This window comes from Burkholderia sp. AU45251 (assembly GCF_030482905.1).
In the GTDB taxonomy this organism is placed as follows: domain Bacteria; phylum Pseudomonadota; class Gammaproteobacteria; order Burkholderiales; family Burkholderiaceae; genus Burkholderia; species Burkholderia aenigmatica.
Window position 1 is genome coordinate 101,814 of record NZ_JAUJQH010000022.1, and the last position, 25,545, is coordinate 127,358.

The 25,545-nt window shown below is 64.5% G+C and carries 23 protein-coding genes, 1 tRNA gene and 1 pseudogene; 14 read left to right on the forward strand and 11 right to left on the reverse strand.

Annotated elements, in window-relative coordinates:
- Window position 1 precedes the first annotated feature (1 nt).
- The gene (locus QZM67_RS30920) at window positions 2–778 is read left to right on the forward strand and encodes an MBL fold metallo-hydrolase (RefSeq protein ID WP_043190279.1); all 777 of its coding nucleotides are present in this window, start codon (window positions 2–4) and stop codon (window positions 776–778) included.
- Window positions 779–1,083: 305 nt separating this feature from the next.
- Here QZM67_RS30920 and QZM67_RS39970 read toward each other — a convergent pair whose 3' ends face one another.
- Together QZM67_RS39970 and QZM67_RS30925 are read right to left on the reverse strand one after the other, a co-directional pair.
- Entirely contained in the window at window positions 1,084–1,329 is a 246-nt protein-coding gene (locus QZM67_RS39970; protein WP_075122947.1) for a hypothetical protein, read from the reverse strand.
- A gap of 56 nt (window positions 1,330–1,385) precedes the next feature.
- Window positions 1,386–2,606, reverse strand: coding sequence for a cupin domain-containing protein (locus QZM67_RS30925; protein WP_301809098.1), 1,221 nt, complete (start codon window positions 2,604–2,606; stop codon window positions 1,386–1,388).
- 32 nt (window positions 2,607–2,638) lie between these two features.
- Between QZM67_RS30925 and QZM67_RS30930 the strand changes: the two genes are divergently transcribed.
- Window positions 2,639–3,181 carry a peptidylprolyl isomerase gene (locus tag QZM67_RS30930; RefSeq protein ID WP_027786990.1) on the forward strand — a complete coding sequence of 181 codons (543 nt, stop codon included), beginning with the start codon at window positions 2,639–2,641 and terminating at the stop codon, window positions 3,179–3,181.
- Here QZM67_RS30930 and QZM67_RS30935 read toward each other — a convergent pair.
- Together QZM67_RS30935 and mutS are read right to left on the reverse strand one after the other, a co-directional pair.
- Entirely contained in the window at window positions 3,161–4,432 is a 1,272-nt protein-coding gene (locus QZM67_RS30935; protein WP_301809102.1) for a hypothetical protein, read from the reverse strand. The two genes, QZM67_RS30930 and QZM67_RS30935, sit on opposite strands and share 21 nt — an antisense overlap.
- Window positions 4,413–7,070, reverse strand: coding sequence for a DNA mismatch repair protein MutS (gene mutS, locus QZM67_RS30940; protein WP_301809105.1), 2,658 nt, complete (start codon window positions 7,068–7,070; stop codon window positions 4,413–4,415). Before mutS ends, QZM67_RS30935 begins: the two co-directional genes overlap by 20 nt.
- 194 nt (window positions 7,071–7,264) lie before the next feature.
- Here mutS and QZM67_RS30945 point away from each other — a divergent pair, with 194 nt between their 5' ends.
- The gene (locus QZM67_RS30945; RefSeq protein WP_301809107.1) at window positions 7,265–7,867 is read left to right on the forward strand and encodes a chloramphenicol phosphotransferase CPT family protein; all 603 of its coding nucleotides are present in this window, start codon (window positions 7,265–7,267) and stop codon (window positions 7,865–7,867) included.
- A 148-nt stretch (window positions 7,868–8,015) separates the two neighbouring features.
- Here the strand turns inward: QZM67_RS30945 and QZM67_RS30950 are convergent, their stop codons facing one another.
- Together QZM67_RS30950 and QZM67_RS30955 are read right to left on the reverse strand one after the other, a co-directional pair.
- Window positions 8,016–9,638 carry an NAD(P)/FAD-dependent oxidoreductase gene (locus tag QZM67_RS30950; RefSeq protein ID WP_175024129.1) on the reverse strand — a complete coding sequence of 541 codons (1,623 nt, stop codon included), beginning with the start codon at window positions 9,636–9,638 and terminating at the stop codon, window positions 8,016–8,018.
- A 309-nt stretch (window positions 9,639–9,947) separates the two neighbouring features.
- On the reverse strand, window positions 9,948–10,751 hold the full coding sequence (locus tag QZM67_RS30955) for an inositol monophosphatase family protein (protein WP_175024130.1): 804 nt from the start codon (window positions 10,749–10,751) through the stop codon (window positions 9,948–9,950).
- A 280-nt stretch (window positions 10,752–11,031) separates the two neighbouring features.
- Here QZM67_RS30955 and QZM67_RS30960 point away from each other — a divergent pair, with 280 nt between their 5' ends.
- Both QZM67_RS30960 and cysE read left to right on the forward strand, forming a co-directional pair.
- On the forward strand, window positions 11,032–11,856 hold the full coding sequence (locus QZM67_RS30960) for an RNA methyltransferase (protein ID WP_089450871.1): 825 nt from the start codon (window positions 11,032–11,034) through the stop codon (window positions 11,854–11,856).
- A 269-nt stretch (window positions 11,857–12,125) separates the two neighbouring features.
- Complete coding sequence (gene cysE / locus QZM67_RS30965) at window positions 12,126–12,929, forward strand: serine O-acetyltransferase (protein ID WP_301809110.1); 804 nt, start codon at window positions 12,126–12,128, stop codon at window positions 12,927–12,929.
- A gap of 45 nt (window positions 12,930–12,974) precedes the next feature.
- Here cysE and QZM67_RS30970 read toward each other — a convergent pair whose 3' ends face one another.
- The 4 genes from QZM67_RS30970 to QZM67_RS30985 form a co-directional block, all read right to left on the reverse strand.
- Window positions 12,975–13,775 carry a UDP-2,3-diacylglucosamine diphosphatase gene (locus QZM67_RS30970; RefSeq protein WP_301809112.1) on the reverse strand — a complete coding sequence of 267 codons (801 nt, stop codon included), beginning with the start codon at window positions 13,773–13,775 and terminating at the stop codon, window positions 12,975–12,977.
- Between the two features lie 23 nt (window positions 13,776–13,798).
- Window positions 13,799–14,290 (reverse strand): peptidylprolyl isomerase, encoded by a 492-nt coding sequence (locus tag QZM67_RS30975; protein WP_011352518.1) that lies wholly within the window; start codon window positions 14,288–14,290, stop codon window positions 13,799–13,801.
- 88 nt (window positions 14,291–14,378) lie between these two features.
- A complete protein-coding gene (locus QZM67_RS30980) occupies window positions 14,379–14,960 on the reverse strand; it encodes a peptidylprolyl isomerase (RefSeq protein ID WP_021162660.1) in 582 nt (193 codons plus the stop codon).
- A 39-nt stretch (window positions 14,961–14,999) separates the two neighbouring features.
- The gene (locus QZM67_RS30985) at window positions 15,000–15,722 is read right to left on the reverse strand and encodes a tetratricopeptide repeat protein (protein ID WP_043189133.1); all 723 of its coding nucleotides are present in this window, start codon (window positions 15,720–15,722) and stop codon (window positions 15,000–15,002) included.
- Between the two features lie 234 nt (window positions 15,723–15,956).
- On the opposite strand from QZM67_RS30985, the gene cysS reads away from it, so the two are divergent.
- The 9 genes from cysS to QZM67_RS31030 all read left to right on the forward strand — a co-directional run bounded on the left by cysS (window position 15,957) and on the right by QZM67_RS31030 (window position 24,517).
- A complete protein-coding gene (gene cysS, locus QZM67_RS30990) occupies window positions 15,957–17,354 on the forward strand; it encodes a cysteine--tRNA ligase (protein ID WP_301809113.1) in 1,398 nt (465 codons plus the stop codon).
- 43 nt (window positions 17,355–17,397) lie between these two features.
- Entirely contained in the window at window positions 17,398–18,222 is an 825-nt protein-coding gene (locus QZM67_RS30995; protein WP_175024135.1) for a DNA-3-methyladenine glycosylase, read from the forward strand.
- 103 nt (window positions 18,223–18,325) lie between these two features.
- Window positions 18,326–19,297, forward strand: a complete 972-nt coding sequence (locus QZM67_RS31000; RefSeq protein WP_043189140.1) for an acetyl-CoA carboxylase carboxyltransferase subunit alpha — start codon at window positions 18,326–18,328, stop codon at window positions 19,295–19,297.
- A gap of 46 nt (window positions 19,298–19,343) precedes the next feature.
- Window positions 19,344–20,765: a tRNA lysidine(34) synthetase TilS gene (gene tilS / locus QZM67_RS31005; protein WP_301809114.1), complete on the forward strand. Its 1,422-nt coding sequence runs from the start codon at window positions 19,344–19,346 to the stop codon at window positions 20,763–20,765.
- 342 nt (window positions 20,766–21,107) lie between these two features.
- Entirely contained in the window at window positions 21,108–22,361 is a 1,254-nt protein-coding gene (locus tag QZM67_RS31010; protein ID WP_301809115.1) for an aspartate kinase, read from the forward strand.
- Window positions 22,362–22,471: 110 nt separating this feature from the next.
- Window positions 22,472–22,565 (forward strand) — tRNA-Ser (locus tag QZM67_RS31015).
- A 104-nt stretch (window positions 22,566–22,669) separates the two neighbouring features.
- The gene (locus QZM67_RS31020; RefSeq protein ID WP_301809117.1) at window positions 22,670–23,173 is read left to right on the forward strand and encodes a hypothetical protein; all 504 of its coding nucleotides are present in this window, start codon (window positions 22,670–22,672) and stop codon (window positions 23,171–23,173) included.
- A 65-nt stretch (window positions 23,174–23,238) separates the two neighbouring features.
- Window positions 23,239–23,841, forward strand: a complete 603-nt coding sequence (locus tag QZM67_RS31025; protein WP_301809119.1) for a hypothetical protein — start codon at window positions 23,239–23,241, stop codon at window positions 23,839–23,841.
- Window positions 23,786–24,517 (forward strand): hypothetical protein, encoded by a 732-nt coding sequence (locus QZM67_RS31030; protein WP_301809120.1) that lies wholly within the window; start codon window positions 23,786–23,788, stop codon window positions 24,515–24,517. Before QZM67_RS31025 ends, QZM67_RS31030 begins: the two co-directional genes overlap by 56 nt.
- Before the next feature lie 225 nt (window positions 24,518–24,742).
- Here QZM67_RS31030 and QZM67_RS31035 read toward each other — a convergent pair.
- A pseudogene (locus tag QZM67_RS31035) lies at window positions 24,743–25,416 on the reverse strand (integrase core domain-containing protein); the annotation flags it as partial.
- Between the last annotated feature and the right edge of the window lie 129 nt (window positions 25,417–25,545).

Consider the following 25,545-nt stretch of genomic DNA (forward strand, 5'->3'; position numbering starts at 1 on the left):
CGTGCGATTCGCCAGCCTCGGAAGCGGCAGCGAAGGCAACGCGCTGGTCGTCGAGGCCTCGAGCGGCACGACGACCACCCGCGTGCTGCTCGACTGTGGCTTTTCTGCCAAGGAGGTCGAGCGCCGGCTCGGCCGACTCAATCTCTGCATCGGCGATCTCGATGCGATCCTCATAACCCATGAACACAGCGACCACGTCGGCAGTGCGCTGACGCTCGCCCGCCGCGCATCGCTGCCGCTCTACATGAGCTGGGGTACCGCGCGCGCGGTCGGCGCGGACGAGGCCGACGTCGATCTCCACGTGCTGTGGGGCGACGAGACGGCCGCGATCCGCGATCTGGCCGTGATGCCCTATACGGTCCCTCACGATGCGCGCGAACCGCTCCAGTTCGTCTTTATGGACGGCTCCAGCCGGCTCGGCGTGCTGACGGACGTCGGGATGGCCACGCCGCATATCACGGCCGTCCTGAGCGGTTGTGACGCGCTGGTGCTCGAATCCAACCACGACACCGCGATGCTGGCCGGGAGCCGCTATCCGCAGTCGCTGAAGGCGCGCATCGGCGGCAACCACGGCCACCTGAGCAACGACGCCGCGGCGGATATCCTCGCGTCGCTCGAACGCAGCCGCCTCCAGCACCTGGTCGCGGCGCACCTGAGCCAGCAGAACAACCTGCCGGAGCTGGTCCGCCAGGCGTTTGGCGGGGTACTGGGGACGAGCGGGGAGGACGTGATCGTGGCCACGCAGGACGCGGGCTTCGACTGGCTCACGCTCGGATGAGCGGGGCAGGGCCGCTGCAGCGGCCCGGTGCGACGCCGGGCGACACGCGCGAAAACGGCAGACGTAAAAAAACCGGCCCTCGGGCCGGTTTTTTTTCAGCTGACGCTGAGGCTTACTGGCTTGCGCCCGAAGCCGGAGCAGCCGTCGCTGCCGAAGCAGCCGACGCCACTGCAGCAGCAGCGTCGCTCGCAGCAGCCGTTGCCGACGAAGCAGCGGCCGTAGCGTCGCTCGCAGCACCGGCAACTGCCGAAGCAGCCGTCGAAGCAGCAGCAGCTGCGTCGCTTGCAGCCGACGAAGCAGCTTGATCAGCGCTCTTGTTGCAAGCAGCCAGTGCAACAGCAGCCAACAGGGAAGCTACGAGGAGGGATTTCTTCATGATCACGTCCTTTTATGGTTAAAGGTAAGCAACAGCGCGAAACAATACCGGTAATGTGCTCCAACACCGACCTGGGCCGCTGGTGGAGATGCACTTCTAGAGCGTGAATCTTCCCTACGGCTTGGGCGGAAATTATATGCACTTTCCTATCGACCGTCGACAAATGCGGGGTCAATACGTTGTCTTTCCCATACAGAATTTGATCTGTACGGGCATACGGGGCGACTCACACTAATTCCGGTTTCCGACCCGTATCCAGCCCGCACGATACCACTCGTGCAACAAGGCTGTCATTGAGGGAACCCGGGATAGTGTTACAAACCGTTTCGCCTCCATTTGGCGTTGATTGGCCAGTTCGGGCAGCCATTCGCTGGCTTGCTCGAGCGGTCCTTCCTCGCCATTTATGAAGTACGAGCGCGCGTTATACATCAATGCGGCCTTTCTGTCGAGACACACGCCGCGGCGTGACGCTTGCGTGACGAACGCGGCCTCGGACAGCGGGCGTGCCGGCGGGTCGAAAACGACGTTCGGCTTGGGTTCGCTCAGGTAGCAGCCGAGGAATTCGGCGACGTCGCGTTTGCGCCAGCGGATCGCATCGACGATCTCGGCCACGCGCTCGACCATCGCCGGAGGCAGTTGCGCGGGCGCGTCGACGGCTGGCTGCTTCGGATCGCGGTAGAGATCGTCGCCACACGCGTCGCGCAGGCCGCCACGCTCCGCGAGATAGTACAGGAACTGGGCGCCCAGCTCGCCGGCGGACGGGGCCCGGAACCCGATCGAGCAGGTCATGCATTCGCCTTCGGCCACGCCGTCGTGCGCAATGTGCGGCGGCAGGTACAGCATGTCGCCGGGCTCCAGCACCCATTCGTCGCTCGGTTCGAAGTTCTCGAGGATCTTCAGCGGCACGTCCGGCTGCAGCGACAGGTCCTTCTGCGCACCGACGCGCCAGCGGCGCCGGCCTTCGACCTGCAGCAGGAAGACGTCGTACGAATCGAAGTGCGGGCCGACGCCGCCGCCGTCCGTCGCATACGAGATCATCAGGTCGTCCAGGCGCGCGTCCGGGATGAAGCGGAAGCGGTCGAGCAGCGCGCGCGCCGCATCGACGTGGAGGTCGAGCCCCTGTACGAGCAGGGTCCAGGCCTTGCGCGTGGTGGCCGGCAGCGAGCCGGGTTCGAACGGACCGTGCGCCAGTTGCCACTTGTTACGAAAATGGGTGATCAGTCTCGATTCCGCGTCATAGTCGGCGGCGAGCTCGAACAGCGCGTCGCGCGAGACCGGTGAAGCGACGCCGGGGATCGCCTGGCGGATCAGCAGCGGCTTCTTCTGCCAGTAGCGGCGCATGAATTGCGCCGGCGTAAGACCGCCGAGCAGCGGTGTGGGAAGATCGGAGGGCGGCGCGCCGAGCGGGGCGGTAGCGGCATCCCGCGGTTCGGCTTGAGACCGGTTGCGCATCGTATAATGAGAGTTGTATTTGGGAGAATTGGATGAAAATCGCAAAAAACACCGTCGTGTCGGTCACTTACAAGCTGTCGGATGCACAGGGCAATCTGATCGAGGAAAGCGACGAGCCGATGGTCTATCTGCACGGCGGCTATGATGGCACGTTCCCCAAGATCGAGGAACAGCTCGACGGGCACGAGCCGGGCTACGAGGCACAGGTTCAGCTCGAGCCGCAGGACGCGTTCGGCGACTACGATCCCGAACTCGTGAAGATCGAGCCGCGCGATCGTTTTCCCGAGCCGCTCGAAGTGGGCATGCAGTTCGAAGGCACGCCGGAAGACGGCGACGAGGAAGTCGATTCGCTGATCTACACGGTCACCGACATCGCCGAAGACAAGGTCGTGCTCGACGGCAACCACCCGCTGGCAGGCATGGCGCTGCGTTTCGCGCTCACCGTGAAGGACGTTCGCGAAGCCACCGAAGACGAAATCGAGCATGAACACGCGCATGGCGCGGAAGGGCTCGAGATCGTCGACGAGGACGAAGACGAAGACGGCGAAGCACCGTCAGGGCGTACCCTGCACTGAGCTCGCAGGCAGGCCGGGCGCCGGCCCCGATGCAGGGGCGGGCGCAGGCCACGACGCGCCGCCCGGGGCGGCGCCGTCGCCCTGCAGTGGCGGCGCGACCGACGACGAGTCGGGCAGCGCCGGCAATGCGGGGATTTCCGGCATCTGCGGCAGCGGGACGTCGTCGCGCGGCACGAGCGGCAGCGCGGGCGGCACGGGCAGGTTCTTCGGCACCTCCTGCAGGCTCAGGTTGAAGATCGTCTGCCGTGCCGGCGACACGCTCACCTTGACCCACTGATTCGTCGGATGGCGCGGTCCGATCGCGACGCGCGTCACGTTCCCGATCAGTTCACCGTCGTCCGCACGCAGCGGGCGGTCGATCAGAAAGCCGTTCGCTAGCGGTTCGCCGCTCGCGTGCATCACGAGTATCGGGCCGCGGAACGTCGCCGCCGCCTTCACCAGCGTTCGTTTCAACTCACGGAAGCCGTCGCGTACGCGCGGCCGGTTGAAACGCAGCCATGCGAAGCGTTCCGCGCGTTCATAGCGTTCGAATTGCGGATCGCCTTCGAATATCACCACCATCGCACGTGCCTCGCGCCGCTTCGCGTATTCGGCCGAGTGGTCGATCCAGAAACCGTTCGCGATGATGCGATCCTCGAACTCGCCGTTGCGGCCGCCGGCCGTCAGGTAGTGGTTGTTCGGCGCCGGCGCGTTGAGCGCGACGTAGACGATGTCGTCGCGCATCCAGCGTGCATTCTCCCGATACGGCCGGAACCGAGCGACTTCGCTTTCCCGCGTGATCTGCAGCGCGCCGGGGTCGGGCAGCGCCGAATCGGCGAGCAGCGTCTGCCGCAGGAAGTCGAGCCGCTCGACCGGATCGTAGCCGCCGCCGGCCGCGGTGTTGCACGTTGCCCAGTCGTCGTGGCCGGGAATGAACACGAGCGGTACGCGTGCCGCATCCAGGATCGCGCCGCGCTGCGAATACAGTGCATCGCGGCACGCTTCCTTCGAACCCTTGAGATCGCCCGCATAGACGACGAACGCGAGGTTGCGCTCGCGCGCGATCGCATCGAGCAGCCGCTGGGCGGCCGGCTCGTCCGCCGGGGTGTTGATCACGCCCGACACGACCGCGAACGAGTAGGGCGCGGTGCTGCGCTTCGGCGGCGCCGCCAGTGCGGCGGCCTGCGCGAGCGCGAGCACGGCGGCGACGAGCGCGGCGGCGGTGCGAGCCGGCAGGCCGCGCGGGATGCGCTTACGCGTGCCCGTCGGCATCGTGCGACCGGACCAGCGTGCGCAGTTCGTACAGCAGGTCGAGCGCCTCGCGCGGCTTCAGATCGTCGGGATCGATGTCGCGGAGTTTTTCGAGCGCCGGATGCGGTGTGTCGGGCAGCGCAGGCGCGTCTACGCATTCGAGATCGTCGGCGGCTACCGGCGGCGCGCTGAACAGGTCGAGCTGCGGCGTGTGCTGCGACGCCGACTGTTGTTCGAGATAAGCGAGGTGCTTGCGCGCGGCGCGGATCACGGGCGCCGGAACGCCTGCGAGCTGCGCGACCTGCAGGCCGTAACTCTGGTTGGCCGGGCCTTCGTTGACCGCGTGCAGGAACACGATGCCGTGGCCGTGCTCGACGGCCGACAGGTGGACGTTGGCCGCTTGCGGGAATTCGGCCGGCAGTTGCGTCAGCTCGAAGTAGTGCGTCGCGAACAGCGTGTAGCACGTGTTGTGCGCCAGCAGGTGGCGCGCAATGGCCCACGCGAGCGCGAGGCCGTCGAATGTCGACGTGCCGCGGCCGATTTCGTCCATCAGCACGAGGCTTTGCGGCGTCGCGTCGTTGAGGATCGCAGCGGCTTCGGTCATCTCGACCATGAACGTCGAGCGGCCGCCTGCGAGATCGTCCGCCGCGCCGATGCGCGTGAAGATCCGGTCGATCGGGCCGAAGCATGCCGACTTGGCCGGCACGTAGCTGCCGACATAAGCCATCAGCGCGATCAACGCGGTCTGCCGCATGAACGTCGACTTACCGCCCATGTTCGGGCCGGTGATCAGCAGCAGCTTGCGCTCGGTGCCGAAGCGACAGTCGTTCGCGATGAACTGTTCGACCTGCGCTTCGACGACCGGGTGGCGGCCCTGTTCGATTTCGATGCCGATCTCGTCGGTGAAAGTCGGCGCGACCCAGTCGAGCGCGCGGGCGCGTTCGGCGAATGCGGCGAGCAGGTCGAGTTCGGCGAGCGCCGACGCGACGCGCTGGCACTCGGGGATGAACGGCAGCAGTGCCTGCAGCACCGCGTCGTATAGCGCGCGCTCGCGTGCAAGTGCGCGTTCCTGGGCCGACAGTGCCTTGTCCTCGAAGGTCTTCAGCTCGGGCGTGATGTAGCGCTCGGCATTCTTCAGCGTCTGGCGGCGGCGGTAGTCGTCGGGCACCTTGTCGGTCTGGCCGCGCGTGACCTCGATGTAGAAGCCGTGCACCTTGTTGTACTCGACGCGCAGGTTTGCGATGCCGGTGCGCGTGCGCTCGCGCGCCTCGAGATCGATCAGGAACTGCCCGCAGTTCTCCGAGATGTCGCGCAGCTCGTCGAGCTCGGCGTCGTAGCCGCGCGCGATGACGCCGCCGTCGCGCACCATCGCGGCCGGCTCCGGCGCAACGGCGCTCGTCAGCAGGTCGAGGCATTCGGCGGGCGGTGCGAGTGCTGCATCGACGCGGGTGAGTGCGTCTGCATTGGCGACGATCGCGCTGATGCGCTCACGCAGTGCCGGCAGCGCGGCGAACGTGTCGCGCAGGCTCGACAGGTCGCGCGGGCGTGCGGACAGCAACGCGAGGCGCCCGGTGATCCGTTCGACGTCGGCGATCTGGCGCAGCGCGCTGCGCAGCGCGTCGAGGCTTGCGTTTGCCGGTGCATCGAGCAGCGCGCCGATCGCCTGCTGGCGCGACTGCGCGGCGACCGACGCGCGCGGCGGGTGATGCAGCCAGTGGCGCAGCAGGCGGCTGCCCATCGTCGTGCAGCAGGTGTCGAGCAGCGAATACAGGGTTGGCGACTCGGTGCCGCGCAACGTCTCGGTCAGTTCGAGGTTCCGGCGCGTGGCCGGATCGAGCCCGATGTACTCGGTTTCGTTCTCGACCTTCAGGCTGCGCACGTGCCGCAGCTGCTGGCCCTGCGTGGCCGCCGCATAGAGCAGCAGCGCGCCGGCCGCGCCGCATGCGCTCGTCAGCGAATGCGCGCCGAAACCGTCGAGGCTCGCGACGTCGAGCTGGTCGCACAGGCGTTGCGTGCCCGATGCGATGTCGAAGTGCCATGCCGGTACGCGCTTGCTTGCGCCCGCGCCTGCGGGTACGGCATCGGTCGCGCCGTCCGGCGTCAGGATCTCGGCCGGCCGGATGCGCTCGAGCGCGGCAGCGAGCTGTTCGGGTTCGATTTCGGCAAGCCGCAGCGCGCCGCTGGCGAGGTTCAGCCACGCGAGGCCGACATTGACCGCGACGCCGCGCTTGTTGTGGCCCGTGCACATCGCAAGCAGGTAGACGTCGTTCTTGTCGGACAGCAGCGCGGCATCGGTCAGCGTGCCGGGCGTGACGACCCGCACGACCTTGCGCTCGACGGGGCCCTTCGACGTGGCCGGATCGCCGATCTGCTCGCAGATCGCGACCGATTCGCCCATCTTCACGAGCTTGGCGAGATACTGCTCGACTGCGTGATGCGGTACGCCCGCCATCTTGATCGGCGTGCCGGCCGATGCGCCGCGTTGCGTGAGGGTCAGGTCGAGCAGGCGTGCGGCTTTCTCCGCGTCTTCGAAGAACAGTTCGTAGAAGTCGCCCATCCGGTAGAAGACAAGCGTGTCGGGATGGTCGGCCTTGATGCGCAGGTACTGCTGCATCATTGGAGTGTGGCCGGCGAAGGCGTCGGGCGACAGCGTGGTCATAAGTCAGGCGTGAAGTTGTTGCTTTGGTTGCCCGAGTTTACCAGTGGCTTCGATGTACACGCGCGAAGTTGGCTGTTTGGCCAGTTGTCCGTGACGACGAGCGGCAGCTGTCGGCTGCGGATAGCGGTTCGACATCATGGTTCACTTCGTCAACAATTGCGTCTTGCGTCGGCACGCCATCGATGGGTACCCCAATGCGAACCACTGAAATGCCGGAACCCCGCCTCGGGGCGATCGTCGTGCTCAACGGCCCGAGCAGCGCCGGCAAAAGCACGCTGTCCAGGTTTCTGTGCGAGAACCTGGACGAGCATCATTTGCACGTCGAGCTGGATGTATTTCGAAACATGGAGCCGCCCAACTATTGGGCGGTCGAGAAGCCGTTGGTGCAGATTCGTGTGGCCGCGCTGTGCAGGGCGATCAACGCCACCGCGGCCACCTTTTCCAGGCACGGCCAGCCGGTGATCGTCGATCATGTCCTGTCGACCGACGCGTGGCGCTACATGCTTGAAGATCTTGTCGGCCTGCCGGTATTCATCGTCGGCGTTTTTTGTGCGCTCGACGTGCTGATCGATCGCGAGCGTATTCGTGGTGATCGCAAGATCGGACTGGCCGAGTCTCAATACGACTCGATTCATGCCGGCCGCCACTACGATCACGTCGTGGATACGTCGTCGGCAAACGAGATCGATTGCGGTCAGGCCGTTCTGAAGTGGCTACAAAGCGGGCCGGTTCCTGCCGCCTTCCCGAAAATGCACCGGGAGTTTTTCGGTCACTCAGGTGACGCGGCTGTTGGCTAGCAACAGCCGATCCCGAAAGGGCGAGCGCAGGTTCAGGGCCATACCTTGTCGGGCAAGGTACAGGTACGGCTGCATCGTCCGGGCGTGGCCTGCTGAGGCCCGTCTGACTCGGCGCGCGAACCGCCGCGCGCCGACCCTGTCCGGCACCTCAGGCCGTTTGCGCCGACGTCATGCTGAGCGCCACCGCCTGCGCGACTTCGATGCCGTCGATGGCTGCCGAATAGATGCCGCCGGCATACCCCGCACCTTCACCCGCCGGATACAGGCCTTCGACGTTCATGCTCTGGTAATCGTCCTTGCGTCGAATCCGGATCGGTGACGAAGTGCGCGTCTCGACACCGGTGAGCACCGCATCGTGCATCGCGAAGCCGGCGATCTTCTTGTCGATCTGGGGCAGGGCTTCGCGGATCGCTTCGATCACGTAGTCCGGCAGCGCGGTGCTCAGATCGGTCGGGTTCACGCCCGGCTTGTACGACGGCTCCACGGAGCCGAGCGACGTCGACGGCCGGCCGGCGATGAAGTCGCCGACCAGCTGGCCCGGCGCGCGGTAATCGCCGCCGCCGAGTTCGAACGCGCGCTCTTCCCATTTGCGCTGGAACGCGATGCCGGCCAGCGGGCCGCCGGGGTAGTCGTCCGGCGTGATGCCGACGACGATCCCCGCATTCGCGTTGCGCTCGGCCCGCGAATACTGGCTCATCCCGTTGGTGACCACGCGGCCCGGCTCGGAGGTGGCCGCGACCACCGTGCCGCCCGGGCACATGCAGAAGCTGTAGACGGCGCGGCCATTGCTGCAGTGGTGGACCACCTTGTAGTCGGCCGCGCCGAGCTGCTTGTGGCCCGCGAACTTGCCGAAGCGGCTGCGATCGATCAGCCCCTGCGGATGTTCGATACGAAAGCCCAGCGAGAACGGCTTGGCTTCGATGTACACGCCGCGATCGTGCAGCATCTGGAAGGTGTCGCGCGCGCTGTGGCCCACGGCCAGCACCACGTGGTCGCACCGCAGCGTTTCGCCGTTAGAGAGCGTCAGCGAGCGCACCTTGCCCTGATCGATCTCGATGTCCTCGACCCGCGTTTCGAAACGCACTTCACCACCCAGTTCGTGGATGGACGCACGCATCTTTTCCACCATGCTGACGAGACGGAACGTGCCGATGTGCGGCCGGCTCAGGTACAGGATGTCTTCCGGTGCGCCTGCCTTGACGAATTCGTCCAGTACCTTGCGGCCGTAGTGGTTCGGATCCTTGATCTGGCTGTACAGCTTGCCGTCGGAAAAAGTCCCGGCCCCGCCTTCGCCGAACTGCACGTTGGATTCGGGGTTGAGCACACTCTTGCGCCACAGCCCGAACGTGTCCTTGGTGCGTTCGCGCACGGCCTTGCCGCGTTCGAGGATGATCGGGCGGAAGCCCATCTGCGCGAGGATCAGCCCCGCGAATAGGCCGCACGGCCCCATGCCGATCACGACCGGGCGCAGGAAATTACCGTGCTCGGGCGCTTTCGTGACGAAGTGGTACGCCATGTCGGGCGTCACGCCGCAATGCGGCTGGCCGGCGAGGCGCTTGATCGCGGCCGCTTCGTCCGTCACTTCGACATCGACGATATACGTGAGCTTGATGTCGGCGCGCTTGCGCGCATCGTGCGCGCGGCGGAACACGGTGTAACGGAGAAGCCCGTCTGCGGCCACGCCAAGCTCCGCGAGGCGCTCGCGAATCGCGGCCTCGAGCGCGCTTTCGGGGTGGTCGAGGGGGAGTTTAATTTCGCTTAGCCGTAACATGGGGACTCGGATGCGATTGCCACGGCGTCGTGGCGGTGTTGATACGGGCGGGGGCAGGCCGGCGGTGTTGTCCGCCGTGCGGGCATGCCGGACGCAAACCATTCATTGTCATTGCGGGATGAGCGGTGCAGGCGACCGTGCGCGGACCGGCCCGAACAACTCAAGCAACTTCAGGATAGGCGCACGAAGCGGCCCTTGTGCGGGAAGATTGTCCCGCCTCCCGGCAACCGGGAGGCGAACGACGCATCGTCATGACGATGCCCGCGAGCGGTGTGCGCGAAAGCCGCGCCATGCAGGCGCGGCCGGGACTTACTCCGCCGCCGGATGCACGCGGGTGTAACCCTTCAGGATCGGGATCATCTGCGCGTAGATCTTCGGGTTCGCGGCGACGATTTCATGGCGATGCAGGAAATCGGCGTCGCCCGTGTAGTTGCCGACGAGGCCGCCGGCCTCGGTGATCAGCAGGCTGCCCGCTGCCATGTCCCACACGTTGATGCCCTGTTCGAAGAACGCGTCGAGGCGGCCGGCCGCGACGTTCGCGAGATCGAGTGCCGCGGCGCCCGGGCGGCGCAGGCCCGTGCACGCTTGCGTCATTTCGGCGAAGAGGCGCGCGTAGGCATCGAGGCCGTCCTTTTCGCGGAACGGGAAGCCCGTGCCGACCAGTGCGTCCGACAGGCGGTCGCGGCGGCCGACGCGGATGCGGCGGTCGTTCAGGTACGCGCCGCGGCCGCGGGTGGCCGTGAACAGGTCGTTCTTGTTCGGGTCGTAGACGACTGCCTGCGTGACGACGCCCTTGTGCTCGAGCGCGATCGATACGCAGTAGTACGGGAAGCCGTGGATGAAGTTGGTCGTGCCGTCGAGCGGATCGATGATCCACTTGAATTCGGATTCGTTCTCCGATTCGCCCGATTCTTCCGCGAGGATCGCGTGGTCGGGGTAGGCGGTCTTCAGCGTCTCGATGATCGCGTCTTCGGCGGCCTTGTCCACTTCGGTGACGAAGTCGTTCTGCTGCTTCTTGCGGATCTCGATCAGGTCGAGATCGAGGGACGCGCGATTGATGATCTGTCCGGCGCGGCGCGCAGCCTTGACAGCAATGTTGAGCATGGGATGCATGAGCCTGGATCCTGTAGCCGGCGGCACGGGCCGCCACGAAGTGGAACAACCGCCCGGCACGGCGCAAACGTGGCAGGCGAGGTGAGACGCGAATTGACAAAGAACGGGGTACGACCCGCGCCGCACGGAGTGCGACGCGTAAAGGCATGATTTTATCCGATTTTCGGCGGTTTCAGGCGACCGGAATACGGGGAAACCCCCACTATCCGTCCGGACGAGTGGGTTTGCCGCGGCGATGGCGATACCATACTGCCATTCTGATGAACCGAGTCGTATCGTAGTGGAAACTCCGCAGAACACCGCCGCGCCGTCCGAGCCGGGCGCGGCCTCGTCCCGGCCGCCGTCCGGCGGCTTCACGTCCACCCGTTTCGTGCTCGTCGAGCCGAGCCATCCCGGCAATGTCGGGGCGGCCGCCCGCGCGCTGAAGACAATGGGTTTTTCGCGTCTCGTGCTGGTCGCGCCGCGCGTGCCGCACGTGCAGAGCGATCCCGAGGCGATCGCGATGGCCAGCGGCGCGGACGACGTCCTCGCGTCCGCGCATGTCGTGCCGACGCTCGGCGACGCGCTGTCCGGTGTTCACTGGTCGATTGCGCTGACCGCGCGCACGCGCGAATACGGGCCGCCGCGTCTCGCGCCGCGTGCGGCTGCCACGCAGGCGTGCGCACAGGTCGGCACGGGCGACATCGCGCTCGTGTTCGGCAACGAGCGCACGGGCCTCGCGAACGAGCATGTCGAGCAATGCAGCGCGCTGGCGCATATCCCGGCGAACCCGGCCTACAGCTCGCTGAATCTCGCACAGGCCGTGCAGGTGCTGGCGTACGAGCTGCGCGTCGCGTTTCTCGAACAGGCGAGCGAGCCGTCGGCGCAACCGTCGGGCGAAGCCGGCACGCTTGCGCAGAGCGACGAGATCGAGCGGATGTACGTGCACCTCGAGAACGCGCTGATCGCGCTCGATTTCCTCGATCCGCGCAACCCGAAGAAGCTGATGCCACGGCTGCGGCGCCTGTTCGCGCGCACGGGCCTCGAGCGCGAGGAGGTCAATATCCTGCGCGGCGTCGCGAAACACATCCTGCTGAAATCGGGCAAGCCGGGCGGCGACGCGTAAGCGGCCGGCGCACTGGCTGACGGATGTCGCGGCGCGCGGGGAACCTCCCCGCCGGGCAGGTGCTGCGCCGTCCGCGGGAGTCGCAGCGGCCGATCGCTCCACCTGGTCGACCCTCCCGCAAACGCCCCCGCAGCAAGCGTTCCGCCTGAATACCCGCGTCGGCGGCGGGGTGAACGCGCGGGCTCGTGCGGCCGTGCGCGACCCGCCCTACAATCGCCGAACGTCATAAGTAAATTACCCGGCGCGATAACGGCCGGCCATTGCCGGCGATGCGCGCCGGCCTTTTCCCAGACCACATCATGTTCACGAGACTGCGCGAAGACGTTGCAACGATTCGCGAGCGGGATCCCGCCGCTCGCAGTGCATGGGAAGTGCTGACCTGTTATCCGGGGTTGCATGCGCTCGTGCTGCATCGTTTCGCGCACGCATGCTGGCGCGTGAAGCGCTACTGGCTCGCGCGTTTCGCGTCGCAGGCCGGCCGGTTCCTGACGGGCATCGAAATCCACCCCGGTGCGACGATCGGCCGGCGCGTGTTCATCGATCACGGCATGGGTGTCGTGATCGGCGAGACGGCGATCGTCGGCGACGACTGCACGATCTATCAGGGCGTGACGCTGGGCGGCACGTCGCTTACGCGCGGCGCCAAGCGCCACCCGACGCTCGAAGCCGGCGTGATCGTCGGTGCGGGCGCGAAGGTGCTCGGCAGTTTCACCGTCGGGGCGGGCGCGAAGATCGGTTCGAACGCGGTCGTCGTGAAGCCGGTGCCGGCGGGCGGCACGGCGGTCGGCAATCCGGCGCGCATCGTGATGCCGGCACAGCCGAAGCCGCAGCCCGAAGGCGCGGCGTTCTGCGCATACGGGATCACGCCGAATGCCGACGATCCGATGTCGCTCGCGATTCACGGGCTGATCGATCACGCGGCGAAGGAAAGCCGCCGCGTCGACGAGATCGTCGCGGCGCTCGAACGGCTCGGCACGCATCTGGAAACGCTGCAGGGCGCCGACGCGGCGCGCCTCGATCTGCGCCGGCTGTCGGCCGTGCTGGAAGGCAAGTCGGTCGAACGCGAGGCGTAATTCAGCGGATGCCCGCGGCCGCCGGTCGGTGAGGCAGCCGCGGCGTCAGTCGAGCGGCATCGCGTGGATGCCTTCCGCATCGACGCGCAGGTAGCCGCCACGCGGCTTGCCGTGGTCGAGATCCCAGTCGGGCAACACCCAGCGGATGCCGCCCGGTTCGGCGTGGCTCGCGGGGCGGTGCGTGTGGCCGTGAATGATCACGCTCGCGCGGCTTTTCCGGAACAGCGCGGCCACGCCTTCACGCGTGACATCGTAAATCGCCGAGGCAGGGCGCATCCGGCCCGCTTCGCTGTTCGAGCGCATGCGCTGCGCGAGCGCGCGGCGCCAGCGGAACGGCCAGGCGAGAAACAACCATTGCGCGACGCGGTTGCGTGCGAAGCGGCGGAACAGCTGGTAGCCGCGGTCGGCCGTGCATTGCGCGTCGCCGTGCGCGAGCACGATGCGCAGGCCGAACGCCATGATCAGCGAAGGGTCGGGCAGCAGCATCGCGCCGGCTGCCTTCATGAAGCGCCGGCCGAGCAGGAAATCGCGGTTGCCATGCATCACGTAGAGCGCGATGCCGCGCTCCGAGAACGTGTGCATCAGCGCGGCCATGCGTGCTGCAAACGGATCGTCGTCGAGGATGTCGTCGCCGATCCAGTATTCGAACAGGTCGCCGAGGATGAACACCGAGTCGGCGCTGTCGGCGGTGTATTTCACGAAATGCTCGAACGCGGCGACCGTCTTCGGAATCGCTTCGCTCAGATGCAGATCGGAGAGAAACAGGAACGGGCGTGCGGCTTGCGCGTATTCGCGCTCGCCCGGCACGCCCGCGGAGACGCTTCGCGGCGGACTCTCCTGCAACATCGAAGTGCCTCCGTAACTGCGTGTCAGACCACGACGGCCTTTTCGATCACGACGTCGTCAGCCGGCACGTCCTGGTGGAAACCAGCGTTGCCCGTCTTGACGCCCTTGATCTTGTCGACCACGTCCTGGCCTTCGACGACCTTGCCGAACACCGCGTAGCCCCAGCCCTGCGGCGTCGGCGACGAGTGGTTCAGGAAGTCGTTGTCGTTCACGTTGATGAAGAACTGGGCGGTCGCCGAGTGCGGATCGTTCGTGCGGGCCATCGCGACCGTGTAGTTGTCGTTCTTCAGGCCGTTGTTCGCCTCGTTGTCGATCGGCGCATCGGTCGGCTTCTGCTTCAGGCCCGGCTCGAAGCCGCCGCCCTGGATCATGAAGCCGTTGATCACGCGATGGAACACGGTGCCGTCGTAGTGGCCCTTCTTCACGTAGTTCAGGAAGTTTTCGACCGTCTTCGGTGCCTTCGCGGCGTCGAGCTCGAGCTTGATCACGCCGTGGTTCGTATGCAGTTCAACCATGATGAATTCCTTCGGTAAGGCGGTTTAAATGGCACGCGGCCGGTCGTGCGACGCGGCCGCGTGTGGCGCCGGACGTGCCGGCAGGTTCTTACTTCGAGACGACGCTGGCCGATTCGATCACGATCGGTTGCGCGGGCACGTCCTGCATCGGGCCGCGCGAGGTCGTCGCGACGCCTTCGATCTTCTTCACGACGTCGAGACCCGACACGACCTTGCCGAACACCGCATAGCCGTTGCCGTCCGGGTTCGGGTAGTCGAGGCCGCTGTTGTCGACCGTGTTGATGAAGAACTGCGCGGTGGCCGAGTTCGGATCGCTCGTGCGTGCCATCGCGATCGTGCCCGTCAGGTTCTTCAGACCATTGCGGCTCTCCAGCGGGATCGGCGCGCGGGTCGGCTTCTCCTCGAAGTTGGTCTTGTAGCCGCCGCCCTGGATCATGAAGCCCTTGATCACGCGATGGAAGATCGTGCCGTTGTACTGGCCGGCCTTCACGTAATCGAGGAAGTTGGCGACGGACTTCGGCGCCTTCTCCGGGTAGAGCTCGACGCGGATGTCGCCCTGCGAGGTCTTCAGCTGCACGACGGGGTGCGCGGTAGCCGATTGCGCGAACGCAGGTGCGGTCGCGGTCGCGAGAAGGGCGGCGCCGCCAAGCGCCAGCAACAGACGTTTCATTGCGATCCTCAGGTTGGGAGGGAAAGAAGGCCGCGCCGCTTATTGCGACGGCGCGACGTACGGCGCCGCCAGTGCGCCCGACGGACCGCTGAACTGGAATGTCGGCGACATCGGCAGCGTGGTGGTGCTCACGTTCGCGGCTGCGCGGTCGGTGTAGTCGCGCGTGGCCGGTGCGGCCGCGCGGGCGTTCGGCGCGGCCTTCGGCGGCGACACGATCTTCTGGAGATCGGCGAGGCGCTGCGCGGTCGCCCCGCTCGTGCGGCCGAGCGATTGCGCACGCTTGTACGACTCGGCCGCGAGGCGCAGATACAGGTCGCCGAGGTTCTCGTACGCGAGCGAGTAGCTCGGGTTCGATTGCGTCGCCGTGACGAGCGCGGTGCGCGCTTCGTCGTAACGGCCATGCTTCGCGTAAAGCGCCGCAAGGTTGTTGTACGGCTCGGGCAGTTCGGGGTACGCCTGCGTGATCGCGACGAATTGCTGGATCGCGTCGTCGTCGCGGTTCAGGCGGGCCAGCACGGTGCCGCGCTTGAACTGCGCCTGCACGTCGTGCGGGTTCGACGCGATGCGCGCGTCGAGCTGCGCGAGCGCCTGCTTCCACTGCTTGCCGGCGATCGATGCGTCGACTTCGGGCGTGCCGTCGGCGGTGGCCGGGGCCTTCTGCGCATGCGCCGCGGGGGCCGCGAAAAGCGTCAGCGCGACGCCCATGACGGTGGTCGCAACGAGGGTCGCAGCGCTCTGCGCGCGGCCGCGATGAGGTTTCATAGGCGTAAATCGGAATGTTATACTCCGAGCCATTCTAACAAAACGTCTGCGCGTTCCGGCGAGCGGCAGACAGTCTTTCTTAGCCTCTCGTGGCCGTCACCGCTGTGCTTGCAGCCTGACCGCCCCATGTGATACCGAGGACGCTCGGCCTTGCGCCGCAGCAGATGGTCCGTCCGTTTCGCATGCTGGGCGAGCTTCGCCAGGGCGGTTTCCTTCGGCTCACGGTTCATCTCTATGGAATCACTGCGCATCTACAACACGCTCGCGCGTGACAAGCAAGTTTTCGTGCCGCGCCAGTCCGGCGAAGTGCGGATGTACGTATGCGGAATCACCGTATACGACTATTGTCACGTGGGCCACGCGCGCATGCTGGTCGTGTTCGACCTCGTCCAGCGCTGGTTGCGTGCGATCGGTTACCGGGTCACGTATGTGCGCAACATCACCGACATCGACGACAAGATCATCCGCCGCGCGGTCGAGAACGGCGAGACGATCAAGTCGCTGACCGACCGGTTCATCGGCGCGATGCACGACGATGAAAGCGCGCTCGGCATCCAGCGGCCCGACATCGAGCCGCGCGCGACCGAGTTCATTCCGCAGATGCTCGGCATGATCGAGACGCTCGAGACGAACGGCTACGCCTATCAGGCGACCGACGGCGACGTCAATTACTCGGTGCGCAAGTTCGCGAACTACGGGAAGCTGTCGGGCAAGTCGCTCGACGATCTCCGCGCGGGCGAACGCGTCGCCGCGAACGACGCGAAGGAAGATCCGCTCGATTTCGTGCTGTGGAAGCGCGCGAAGCCGGAAGATCCGGAAGGCACGTCGTGGGCGTCGAAGTACGGGATGGGTCGCCCGGGCTGGCACATCGAGTGCTCGGCGATGGGCTGCACGCTGCTCGGCGAGCATTTCGACATCCACGGTGGCGGGCAGGACCTGCAATTCCCGCACCACGAGAACGAGATCGCGCAGAGCGAAGGCGCGACCGGCCAGACATTCGTCAATTACTGGATGCACAACGGCTTCGTGCAGGTCGACAACGAGAAGATGTCGAAATCGCTCGGCAACTTCTTCACGATCCGCGAAGTGCTCGAGCGCTACGACGCGGAAGTCATGCGCTTCTTCATCGTGCGCACGCACTACCGTTCGCCGCTCAATTACAGCGACGTGCATCTCGACGATGCGCGCGCGTCGCTCACGCGCCTCTACACTGCGCTGAAGGATGTCGAAGCCGACACGCTCGCGCTCGACTGGAGCGAGCCGCACGCACAGCGTTTCGCGGCCGCGATGAACGACGACTTCAACACGCCGGTCGCGGTGGCCACGTTGTTCGAGCTGGCGGGCGAGGTGAATCGCACGCGCGACGCGTCGCTCGCGCGGCAACTGAAACAGCTGGCGGGCCTGCTCGGCCTGCTGGGCCGCGAACCGCGCGCGTTCCTGCAGCAGGCGTCCGGCGCCGCGCAGGCGAACGGGCTCGCCGCCGACGAGATCGAAGCGAAGATCGCCGCGCGAGTCGCGGCGAAGCAAGCGAAGGACTATGCCGAAGCGGACCGGATCCGGGCGGAACTGCTCGAGACCGGTATCGCACTTGAAGACAAACCGGGCGGATCGACCGAATGGCGTCGCGTATGAGCGCGGTGCGTTCCACTGACCGATCCGTCAGGTAGGAGGCAAGATGGCAACGGCCAGAAAAGCGCCGGTCAGGCGCGCGACCCCGGTCGCCGCGCGTCCGGCAGCCAAGCGCGTGCCGCCGGCGAAGACGGACGCGACGCGCGCCGTGCCGAACGGCGCGCTCAACGGTCATGCGCAGCCGGCGGCTGCGCTGCCGGCCGCCGACGCGGCCCGCAAGGCCCGTGCGTCCGAAGCGGGCGGCGAGGAGGTGGTCGTGCGTCCTGCATACTGGGATAAGGCGTGCGCCGACCTCGTCAAGCGCGACCGAATCCTGAAGAAACTGATTCCGAAGTTCGGTCCCGCGCATCTCGTGAAGCGCGGCGACCCGTTCGTCACGCTCGCGCGCTCGGTCGTCGGCCAGCAGATCTCGGTGCCGTCCGCGCAGTCGCTGTGGGCACGCATCGGGGATGCCTGTCCGAAGCTCGCCCCGCAGCCGGTGATCCGGCTCGGCGCGGACAAGTTGATCGCGTGCGGGCTGTCGAAGCGCAAGACGGAATACATCCTCGATCTCGCGCAGCATTTCGTGTCGGGCGCGCTGCACGTCGACAAATGGACGTCGATGGACGACGAGGACGTGATCGCGGAACTCACGCAGATCCGCGGCATCAGCCGCTGGACGGCTGAGATGTTCCTGATCTTCAACCTGTCGCGGCCGGACGTCCTGCCGCTCGACGACCCGGGCCTGATCCGCGCGATCAGCGTCAATTACTTCAGCGGGGAACCCGTCACGCGCAGCGAGGCGCGCGAGGTTGCGGCCAACTGGGAACCGTGGCGCACCGTCGCGACCTGGTACATGTGGCGCAGCCTCGATGCGCCCGATGCCGCCTGAGATGTGGCTATCGGGTTTTAAACATCAATAGTTGAGAGCCGGTTTTGAGTGCCGCCCGCGCGGGTAGAATACGCGCTGCCGCAAGACCCAAGGATTCAAACACATGAAGACCACGTTTCTGGATTTCGAACAGCCGATCGCCGAACTCGAGGCCAAGATCGAAGAGTTGCGATTCGTGCAGGACGACTCGGCTGTCGATATTTCGGAAGAAATCGAGCGGCTGTCGAAGAAAAGCCAGCAACTGACGAAAGACCTCTACGCGAATCTGTCGCCGTGGCAGGTTTCGCAGATCGCGCGGCATCCGCAGCGTCCGTACACGCTCGATTACGTTGCGGAACTGTTTACCGATTTTCACGAGCTGCACGGCGACCGTGCATTCGCAGACGATGTATCGATCGTCGGCGGTCTCGCGCGCTTCGGCGGCCATCCGTGCATGGTGATCGGTCACCAGAAGGGCCGTGACACCAAGGAGCGCGCCGCGCGCAACTTCGGTATGCCGCGTCCGGAAGGCTATCGCAAGGCCGAACGCCTGATGCGACTCGCCGAGAAGTTCGGGCTGCCGATCTTCACGTTCGTCGACACGCCGGGCGCGTACCCGGGCATCGGCGCGGAAGAGCGCGGCCAGTCGGAGGCGATCGGCCGCAACCTGTACGTGATGGCCGAGCTGAAGACGCCGATCATCACGACGGTGATCGGCGAGGGCGGTTCGGGTGGCGCGCTCGCGATCGCGGTGGCCGACACGGTGATGATGCTGCAATTCTCGACCTACTCGGTGATCTCGCCGGAAGGTTGCGCGTCGATCCTGTGGAAGAGTGCCGCGAAGGCGCCCGAGGCAGCGGAAGCGCTGGGCCTGACCGCGCACCGCCTGAAGGCGCTCGGCCTGATCGACAAGATCATCAACGAGCCGCTCGGCGGCGCGCATCGCGATCCGAAGGGCATGGCCGCGCTGCTGCGCCGCGCGCTCGCCGATTCGCTGCGCCAGTTCCAGGGCATGAGCATCGATGCGCTGCGCGAGCGCCGCTTCGAGCGCCTGATGGCCTACGGCAAGTACAAGGAAACCACGCCGGGCGCATGACCGGCTGCGTCTTCCATTCGTGCGCCGCATCGCGCGCGCTCCTCTCGTGATTCCGCCAACCGAATTCTCCGCCGACCGCGTCGTTCTCGACGCGGTCGGCGTTGCGCTTTCCGGCATGCCGCTCGATGCGCGCATCGCGATCGCCTACAGCGGTGGCCTCGACTCGACGGTGCTGCTCGACGCGGCCGTGCGCGTCGCGGGCGCGTCGCGCTGCGTCGCGTTGCACGTGCATCACGGGCTGAGTGCGAACGCCGACGCGTGGGTTGCGCATGCTGAGGCGAGCGCGGCCGGGCTCGGTGTCGCATTCGAATCGATGCGCGTCGACGTGCCGCGCGACAGCGGCCTCGGTGTCGAGGCGACGGCGCGCGAGCGGCGCTATGCGGCGCTCGACGAGATGTGCGAACGCCACGGCGCGGCTGCGCTGTGGCTCGCGCAGCATGCGGACGACCAGGCCGAGACCGTGTTGCTGCAGTTGTTGCGCGGCGCGGGGATCGCGGGGCTTGCCGCGATGGCGCCGCGTTACCGCCCTGACGGCGTGAGCGTCGAGCGCGTGCGCCCGCTGCTGCGACTGTTGCGTGCGCAACTCGAGCGCTATGCGACGCAGCACGACCTGGCATGGATCGACGACGAATCGAACAATGACACGCGCTACGCGCGCAATGCGCTGCGCATCGACGTGCTGCCGGCGCTGGCCGTGCATTTCCCGGGCTTTCGCGACGCGCTGGGCCGCGCGGCTCAGCATGCGGCCGCTGCGCAGCGACTGCTCGACGACCTGGCGGAACTCGACTTCGCCGTTGCCGCGCGCGATGACGGGCATGCGCTGTCGCGCGACGCGCTGGTCGCGTTCGACGACACGCGTGGCGCGAACTTGCTGCGCTTCTGGATGCGCCGGCTCGGTTTGCCGGGCGCGTCGGCTGCCCGGCTCGCCAACATGATGCGGCAGTTGCGTGCCACGAATGTCGCCCATGCGCTGCGCGTCGATCACGCGGGGCAGTGCCTGCGGCTGTATCGCGATGTCGTCTACTGGGAAGCGGGCGACAGCAGCGAACCGGCCGATGACGGCACCGGAACGCCGCACCCGGAAGCGGCGCTGGCATGGGACGGGCAGGAAGTCTGGCACCTGCCGGGATGGCGCGGCACGTTCGTCTTCGCGCCGGCCGACGCGGGAAGCGCCGGCGCGGTGCCGGAGGGGCTGCTGCGCGGCGCGCGGCTGGCAGCGCGTGCCCGCGCGGGCGGCGAGCGGATGCGCACGTCGCCGGGCGGGCCGGGCCGCACGCTGAAGAACCTGTTCCAGGAACGTGGCGTGCCCGCATGGCAGCGCGACGTGCCGCTGCTGTTCGCCGGCGACCAGCTGATCTACGTGCCGCGCCTTGGCGTGAACCGCGATGTCGGCGTGTCCGGCGGCGGGGCATCCGGTGACGGTGCGTGGCGCCGGATCGAGTGGCGTCCGGACCTGCTGATCGCATGATGGGGGCAGGCTGCCTGCGACGCCATGGCGTGCCCATTTTCACCATTTGGTAAACAGCGCCGGAACGACCTCGGACGCGGCGAGCGGCTTGTCAAGCGGGCCTCTATCGGGTACGCTCGGTCGTTTGCTCGGCTCGATTTTTGAGCGATTTGTGCAGGTTTTCCGCGTGACGTACCCGGTTTGCGCGGCCTGATCGGCCTTCCGGGCAAAATCCGTCACGCTTGCGTGTTGCGTCCCAGCCGTCCCCCTCGTCGTCCGTCCACAGCCACAAGCCGCGTGACCGAACGGCTACGCGGCCTGCCCAGCGCGCCCGTGCGGTTTCTCCTCCAGTTCAGAACGACAATGGCACTCATCGTACACAAATACGGCGGCACTTCGATGGGCTCGGTCGAGCGCATCAAGAACGTCGCGAAACGCGTCGCAAAATGGCATCAGGCCGGGCACCAGATGGTGGTCGTGCCTTCGGCGATGTCCGGCGAAACCAACCGTCTGCTCGGTCTCGCGAAAGAGATTTCGAGCCAGCCGAGCCCGCGCGAGCTCGACATGATCGCGTCGACCGGCGAGCAGGTCAGCGTCGGCCTGCTGTCGATCGCGCTGCAGGAAATCGGCGTCGAGGCCGTGAGCTACGCGGGCTGGCAAGTGCCGATCAAGACCGACAGCGCGTTCACGAAAGCGCGCATTCACTCGATCGATGACGAGCGCGTGAAGGCCGATCTGAATGCAGGCAAGGTCGTGATCATCACGGGCTTCCAGGGCGTCGATCCGGACGGCCACATCACGACGCTGGGCCGTGGCGGCTCGGATACGTCGGCGGTCGCGGTCGCGGCTGCGCTGGATGCCGAAGAGTGCCTGATTTATACCGACGTCGATGGCGTCTACACGACCGATCCGCGCGTCGTCGAAGAGGCGCGACGCCTCGATCGCGTGACGTTCGAGGAAATGCTGGAAATGGCCAGCCTCGGCTCGAAGGTCCTGCAGATCCGCTCGGTCGAATTCGCCGGCAAATACCAGGTGAAGACGCGTGTGCTGTCGAGCCTGACCGATCCGCTGATTGCGCTCGACGAAGAAATGCGCTCGGGCACCCTGATTACTTTTGAAGAAGACGAGACCATGGAAAAGGCAGTCATTTCCGGCATCGCGTTCCAGCGCGACGAAGCACGCATTGCTGTGATGGGCGTGCCCGACAAGCCGGGCATCGCGTATCAGATCCTCGGCCCGGTCGCGGATGCGAACGTCGACGTCGACATGATCATCCAGAACCAGAGCGTCCAGGGCAAAACCGACTTCACGTTCACGGTCGGCCGTGGCGACTACCAGAAGGCGATGGACATCCTCACCAACCAGGTGAAGGGCCACGTGAACGCCGAGCAGGTGCAGGGCGACCCGAAGGTGTCGAAGGTGTCGGTCGTTGGCGTCGGCATGCGTTCGCACGTGGGCGTCGCGAGCAAGATGTTCCGCACGCTGTCGGAAGAGGGCATCAACATCCAGATGATCTCGACGTCCGAAATCAAGATTTCGGTGCTGATCGACGAGAAATACATGGAACTGGCCGTCCGCGCGCTGCACAAGGTATTCGAACTCGACCAGGCGTCGTGAATTTTTCGTGATGCGTTGAAGAAAATGCATCACGGAAATTGACGCGCGGTTCGAAACCCTATATTATCTTGTTCTCGTCGCACTGCCTCCCTGGTGCGAGCGAAAGTTTGGGAGACGTGGCCGAGAGGTCGAAGGCACTCCCCTGCTAAGGGAGCATCTGGGCCAAAACCTGGATCGAGGGTTCGAATCCCTCCGTCTCCGCCAAAAGCGGTGACAAAGCCCCGCAAGTTCTCGGACTTGCGGGGCTTTTTCTTTTTCCGGCGCTGCAGTACCGTTCACTGGTGTACCTCTTCACTCGAAGAGGGCCAATGAAACTGCCTGTCCGCATCGCCCAGTCACGTCACGGCATCTTCTACTACCGCTACCAGTTCACCAGCGCTGGCAAGCGACGTGAGAAACGTCTCTCTCTGAATACAAAAAATCGAATCATTGCCAAGGAGAAGGCATTGATGCCTTCGGCTATCCTTGCTGCAGAGAGAAGACAGCTTAGCTTGCCGAACATGCCAAAAGACGACGAACTCATCAAAGGGGTTTTAGGGAAGCTCAAAGAGCAGGTGCGTGATCTTGAGGTTGTGTATTCCACACCTCAGGGGCACAGCATCACCATGAAGGCTGATCCCAATGTACCCGGCGATCTGGACGCGCTTCCGAAGGCTTCTGAGACGTTTTTGAACAGTGAGTTGGGGCAATCCTTCAAACGTGCTCAGGATGCCGTTGGAGCAGCCACAGCACAACCTGCTGTACCTGCATCGATTCAGGTGCCTGCCATGGCCGCACCCGCACAACTGATCATCCAAACACCTCAGGCGTGAGCGTCACAATGAGGCTGCAGCAAAACTCGGGTGATAAAAACAATGCCTAATATCGATTGGGGGTGTTGGCAACAGTTGCATTGGGGAGCACTGTTGTTTCAGCAGTGGTTTCCCAAATAATGACTTGGGTGAAGGAGCGTAGGCGTGAACGTAAGGTTGGACGGCTGGAGGCAATGATTGCCGCGATCAAGGTTATTTCTCACCTTGAGGATTATGCGATTCAATGTTCCGGTAAGCTCAATCGGAATGTGAGGCTGACAAAAGAACTTGGCCCTCATGAAGCGGATGGTCGGCATGATCTGGATTTTCCAGGGTTTAAAGATTTGTCTGGTCTGGGTTTGCGCCATTTGGATTCCGACATTGCAGCGAAGGTTCTGATACATGGAAGTCAAGTTGCCCTGATGTCGTCATATCTCAACGATTGCTTTGAGAATTGCATTCCGTCAGAATTTGTGGCGCGTTTTAATGAGCAACTTGGCTTCTTTGGCTATGAGGCATGGAAGCTTGCAAAAAAGACCCGTGCTGAGTACGATTTGCCAAAGCTTGAGATTGAGTCAAACGTCGACTTCACCGGATCGTGGTTGGAATCCTATGCCGAGGCAGCATTAAAGAATGCAGAAAAGCGGCAATCTGGTGATGATTCTGACCCCTTTGATTTGGATGTGTGAGTTATCTAATTGCTGGGTAATTTTTAATTTTGTTATTGAAAATATTATGGCTAAAAATCTTCTGGATTTAATTCCTCTCAGCAAGGAGGCGGCAATTGTTGTGATTACAGCAGGTGCGACGGTAATTGCGACAGCGGGGGTGGTATGGGCTGCGTGCGACAAGTTTTATTCGGTACAGATGGCTTCCGCGATAGATAGATATAAATCGGATAATGAGGATTTGAGATCAAAAATCCGGGATCAAGCAAAGGGATTGGCGCAAAACGATCTTAATGTTGTGAGACTTCAGTCTTCGGAGCAAGCAATCGAGCAATATAAGAAGGCATTGAGTGATGAAAGGGTGAGGTCTGCGGGATTGGAGGCTCAACTCAATCAGCTTAGTCAAGGTTCCAGGGATGTCAAGCAGACATCGGATAGCTGTGCTGCTGAGGTGGCAAATCTGAAGGCGGATAATTCAAGGCTTAACGAATACGCTTTGAAGATTGCGCCATTCGTGAATAAAAGAAATCAGATTCAAGTAATTGAAAATAACAAGGATTCAGTTGAGGTGAGGCTTGCAGAGTTGGAGGGCGATCACATCGGGCGGTCATTCAATACTGAAAAAATTGCACAATTGAAGCGTGTTTCCGCAGAGTATCAGCAGCAGATTCTTCAATTGCAACAGTGTGAAAGGTAGGCATTGATGCTGATGCGAAAATGATTTCGTGCGGCTGTGCCTTTTTCTTTCTATTTGGTTGCGATGATTTTTGTATATCGAAGGCGTTGGTCATCCATGGGTCGACTTTGCCATCCACCCAATAGCTCGGATCATCACCCGAGTAGTCACGCCCCCCCAATCGCCAATTGACATTAAATTTTCCCACCTCAACGGCTGTGACCTGCGGCGGAATTCCGTGACCAATCAGGCAGTGAGTTTCGCATCGATATTATCGGAATCCAGCCAGGCTCGACGGACCGTGGCCGGGGGGGGGAGCGATGAGCGCCGTGGGGCCGGCGCTCGTTATAGAACTGCCGCCAGCGTTCGATGAGCACCTTGGCCTCGGCGCGGCTGCGGACCCATTCGCGGTTTAGCAATTCGTTTCGCAGTTTGCCGTTGAAGCTTTCGACGAATCCGTTTTGCCGTGGACTGCCAGGCGCGATGAAGGCCGGACCGATTGCAGCGTCTCGCAGCCAACGCATGACCTTGGCAGCGGTAAATGGCACCGTTGTCCGACCGAACAAACGCGGGCTTGCCATACGGCGGCATGAGTCGCGATAGCGTCAAGATCACGTCCTGCGACCGCAGGCTGGCGTCTAGACTCCGATCCTTCTCCGGTTGCTTGAGCGTATAGGTCGCCACTCGGCGGCTCAGTCCCAGGTAGCGACATGCCTTGCGTTGCGAGAGCCCCCGCCGAGTCAGGATTTCCAGCGCTTCGCGCCGGCCCTTCGGGGTGTTTTTTTTCGGCTGAACGCCTTCAGGCCGTCGATTACCAGCATCTGCTCGGCGATCAGGCGCTTGAGCCGATCGTTTTCCGATTCCAGCTCCTTGAGCCGACGTGCGTCAGTTACGTCCATCCCGCCGAACTTGTTGCGCCAACTGCGTATTTCGGACCAACGTGACCGGCCGTTTCGGGATCGTGACCGGCGATTTCGGCAACGTGACCGGTCATTTCGGGAACGTGACGAAGCGGACCGGAAGGCAGGATTGGCGTTGCGCATGACATC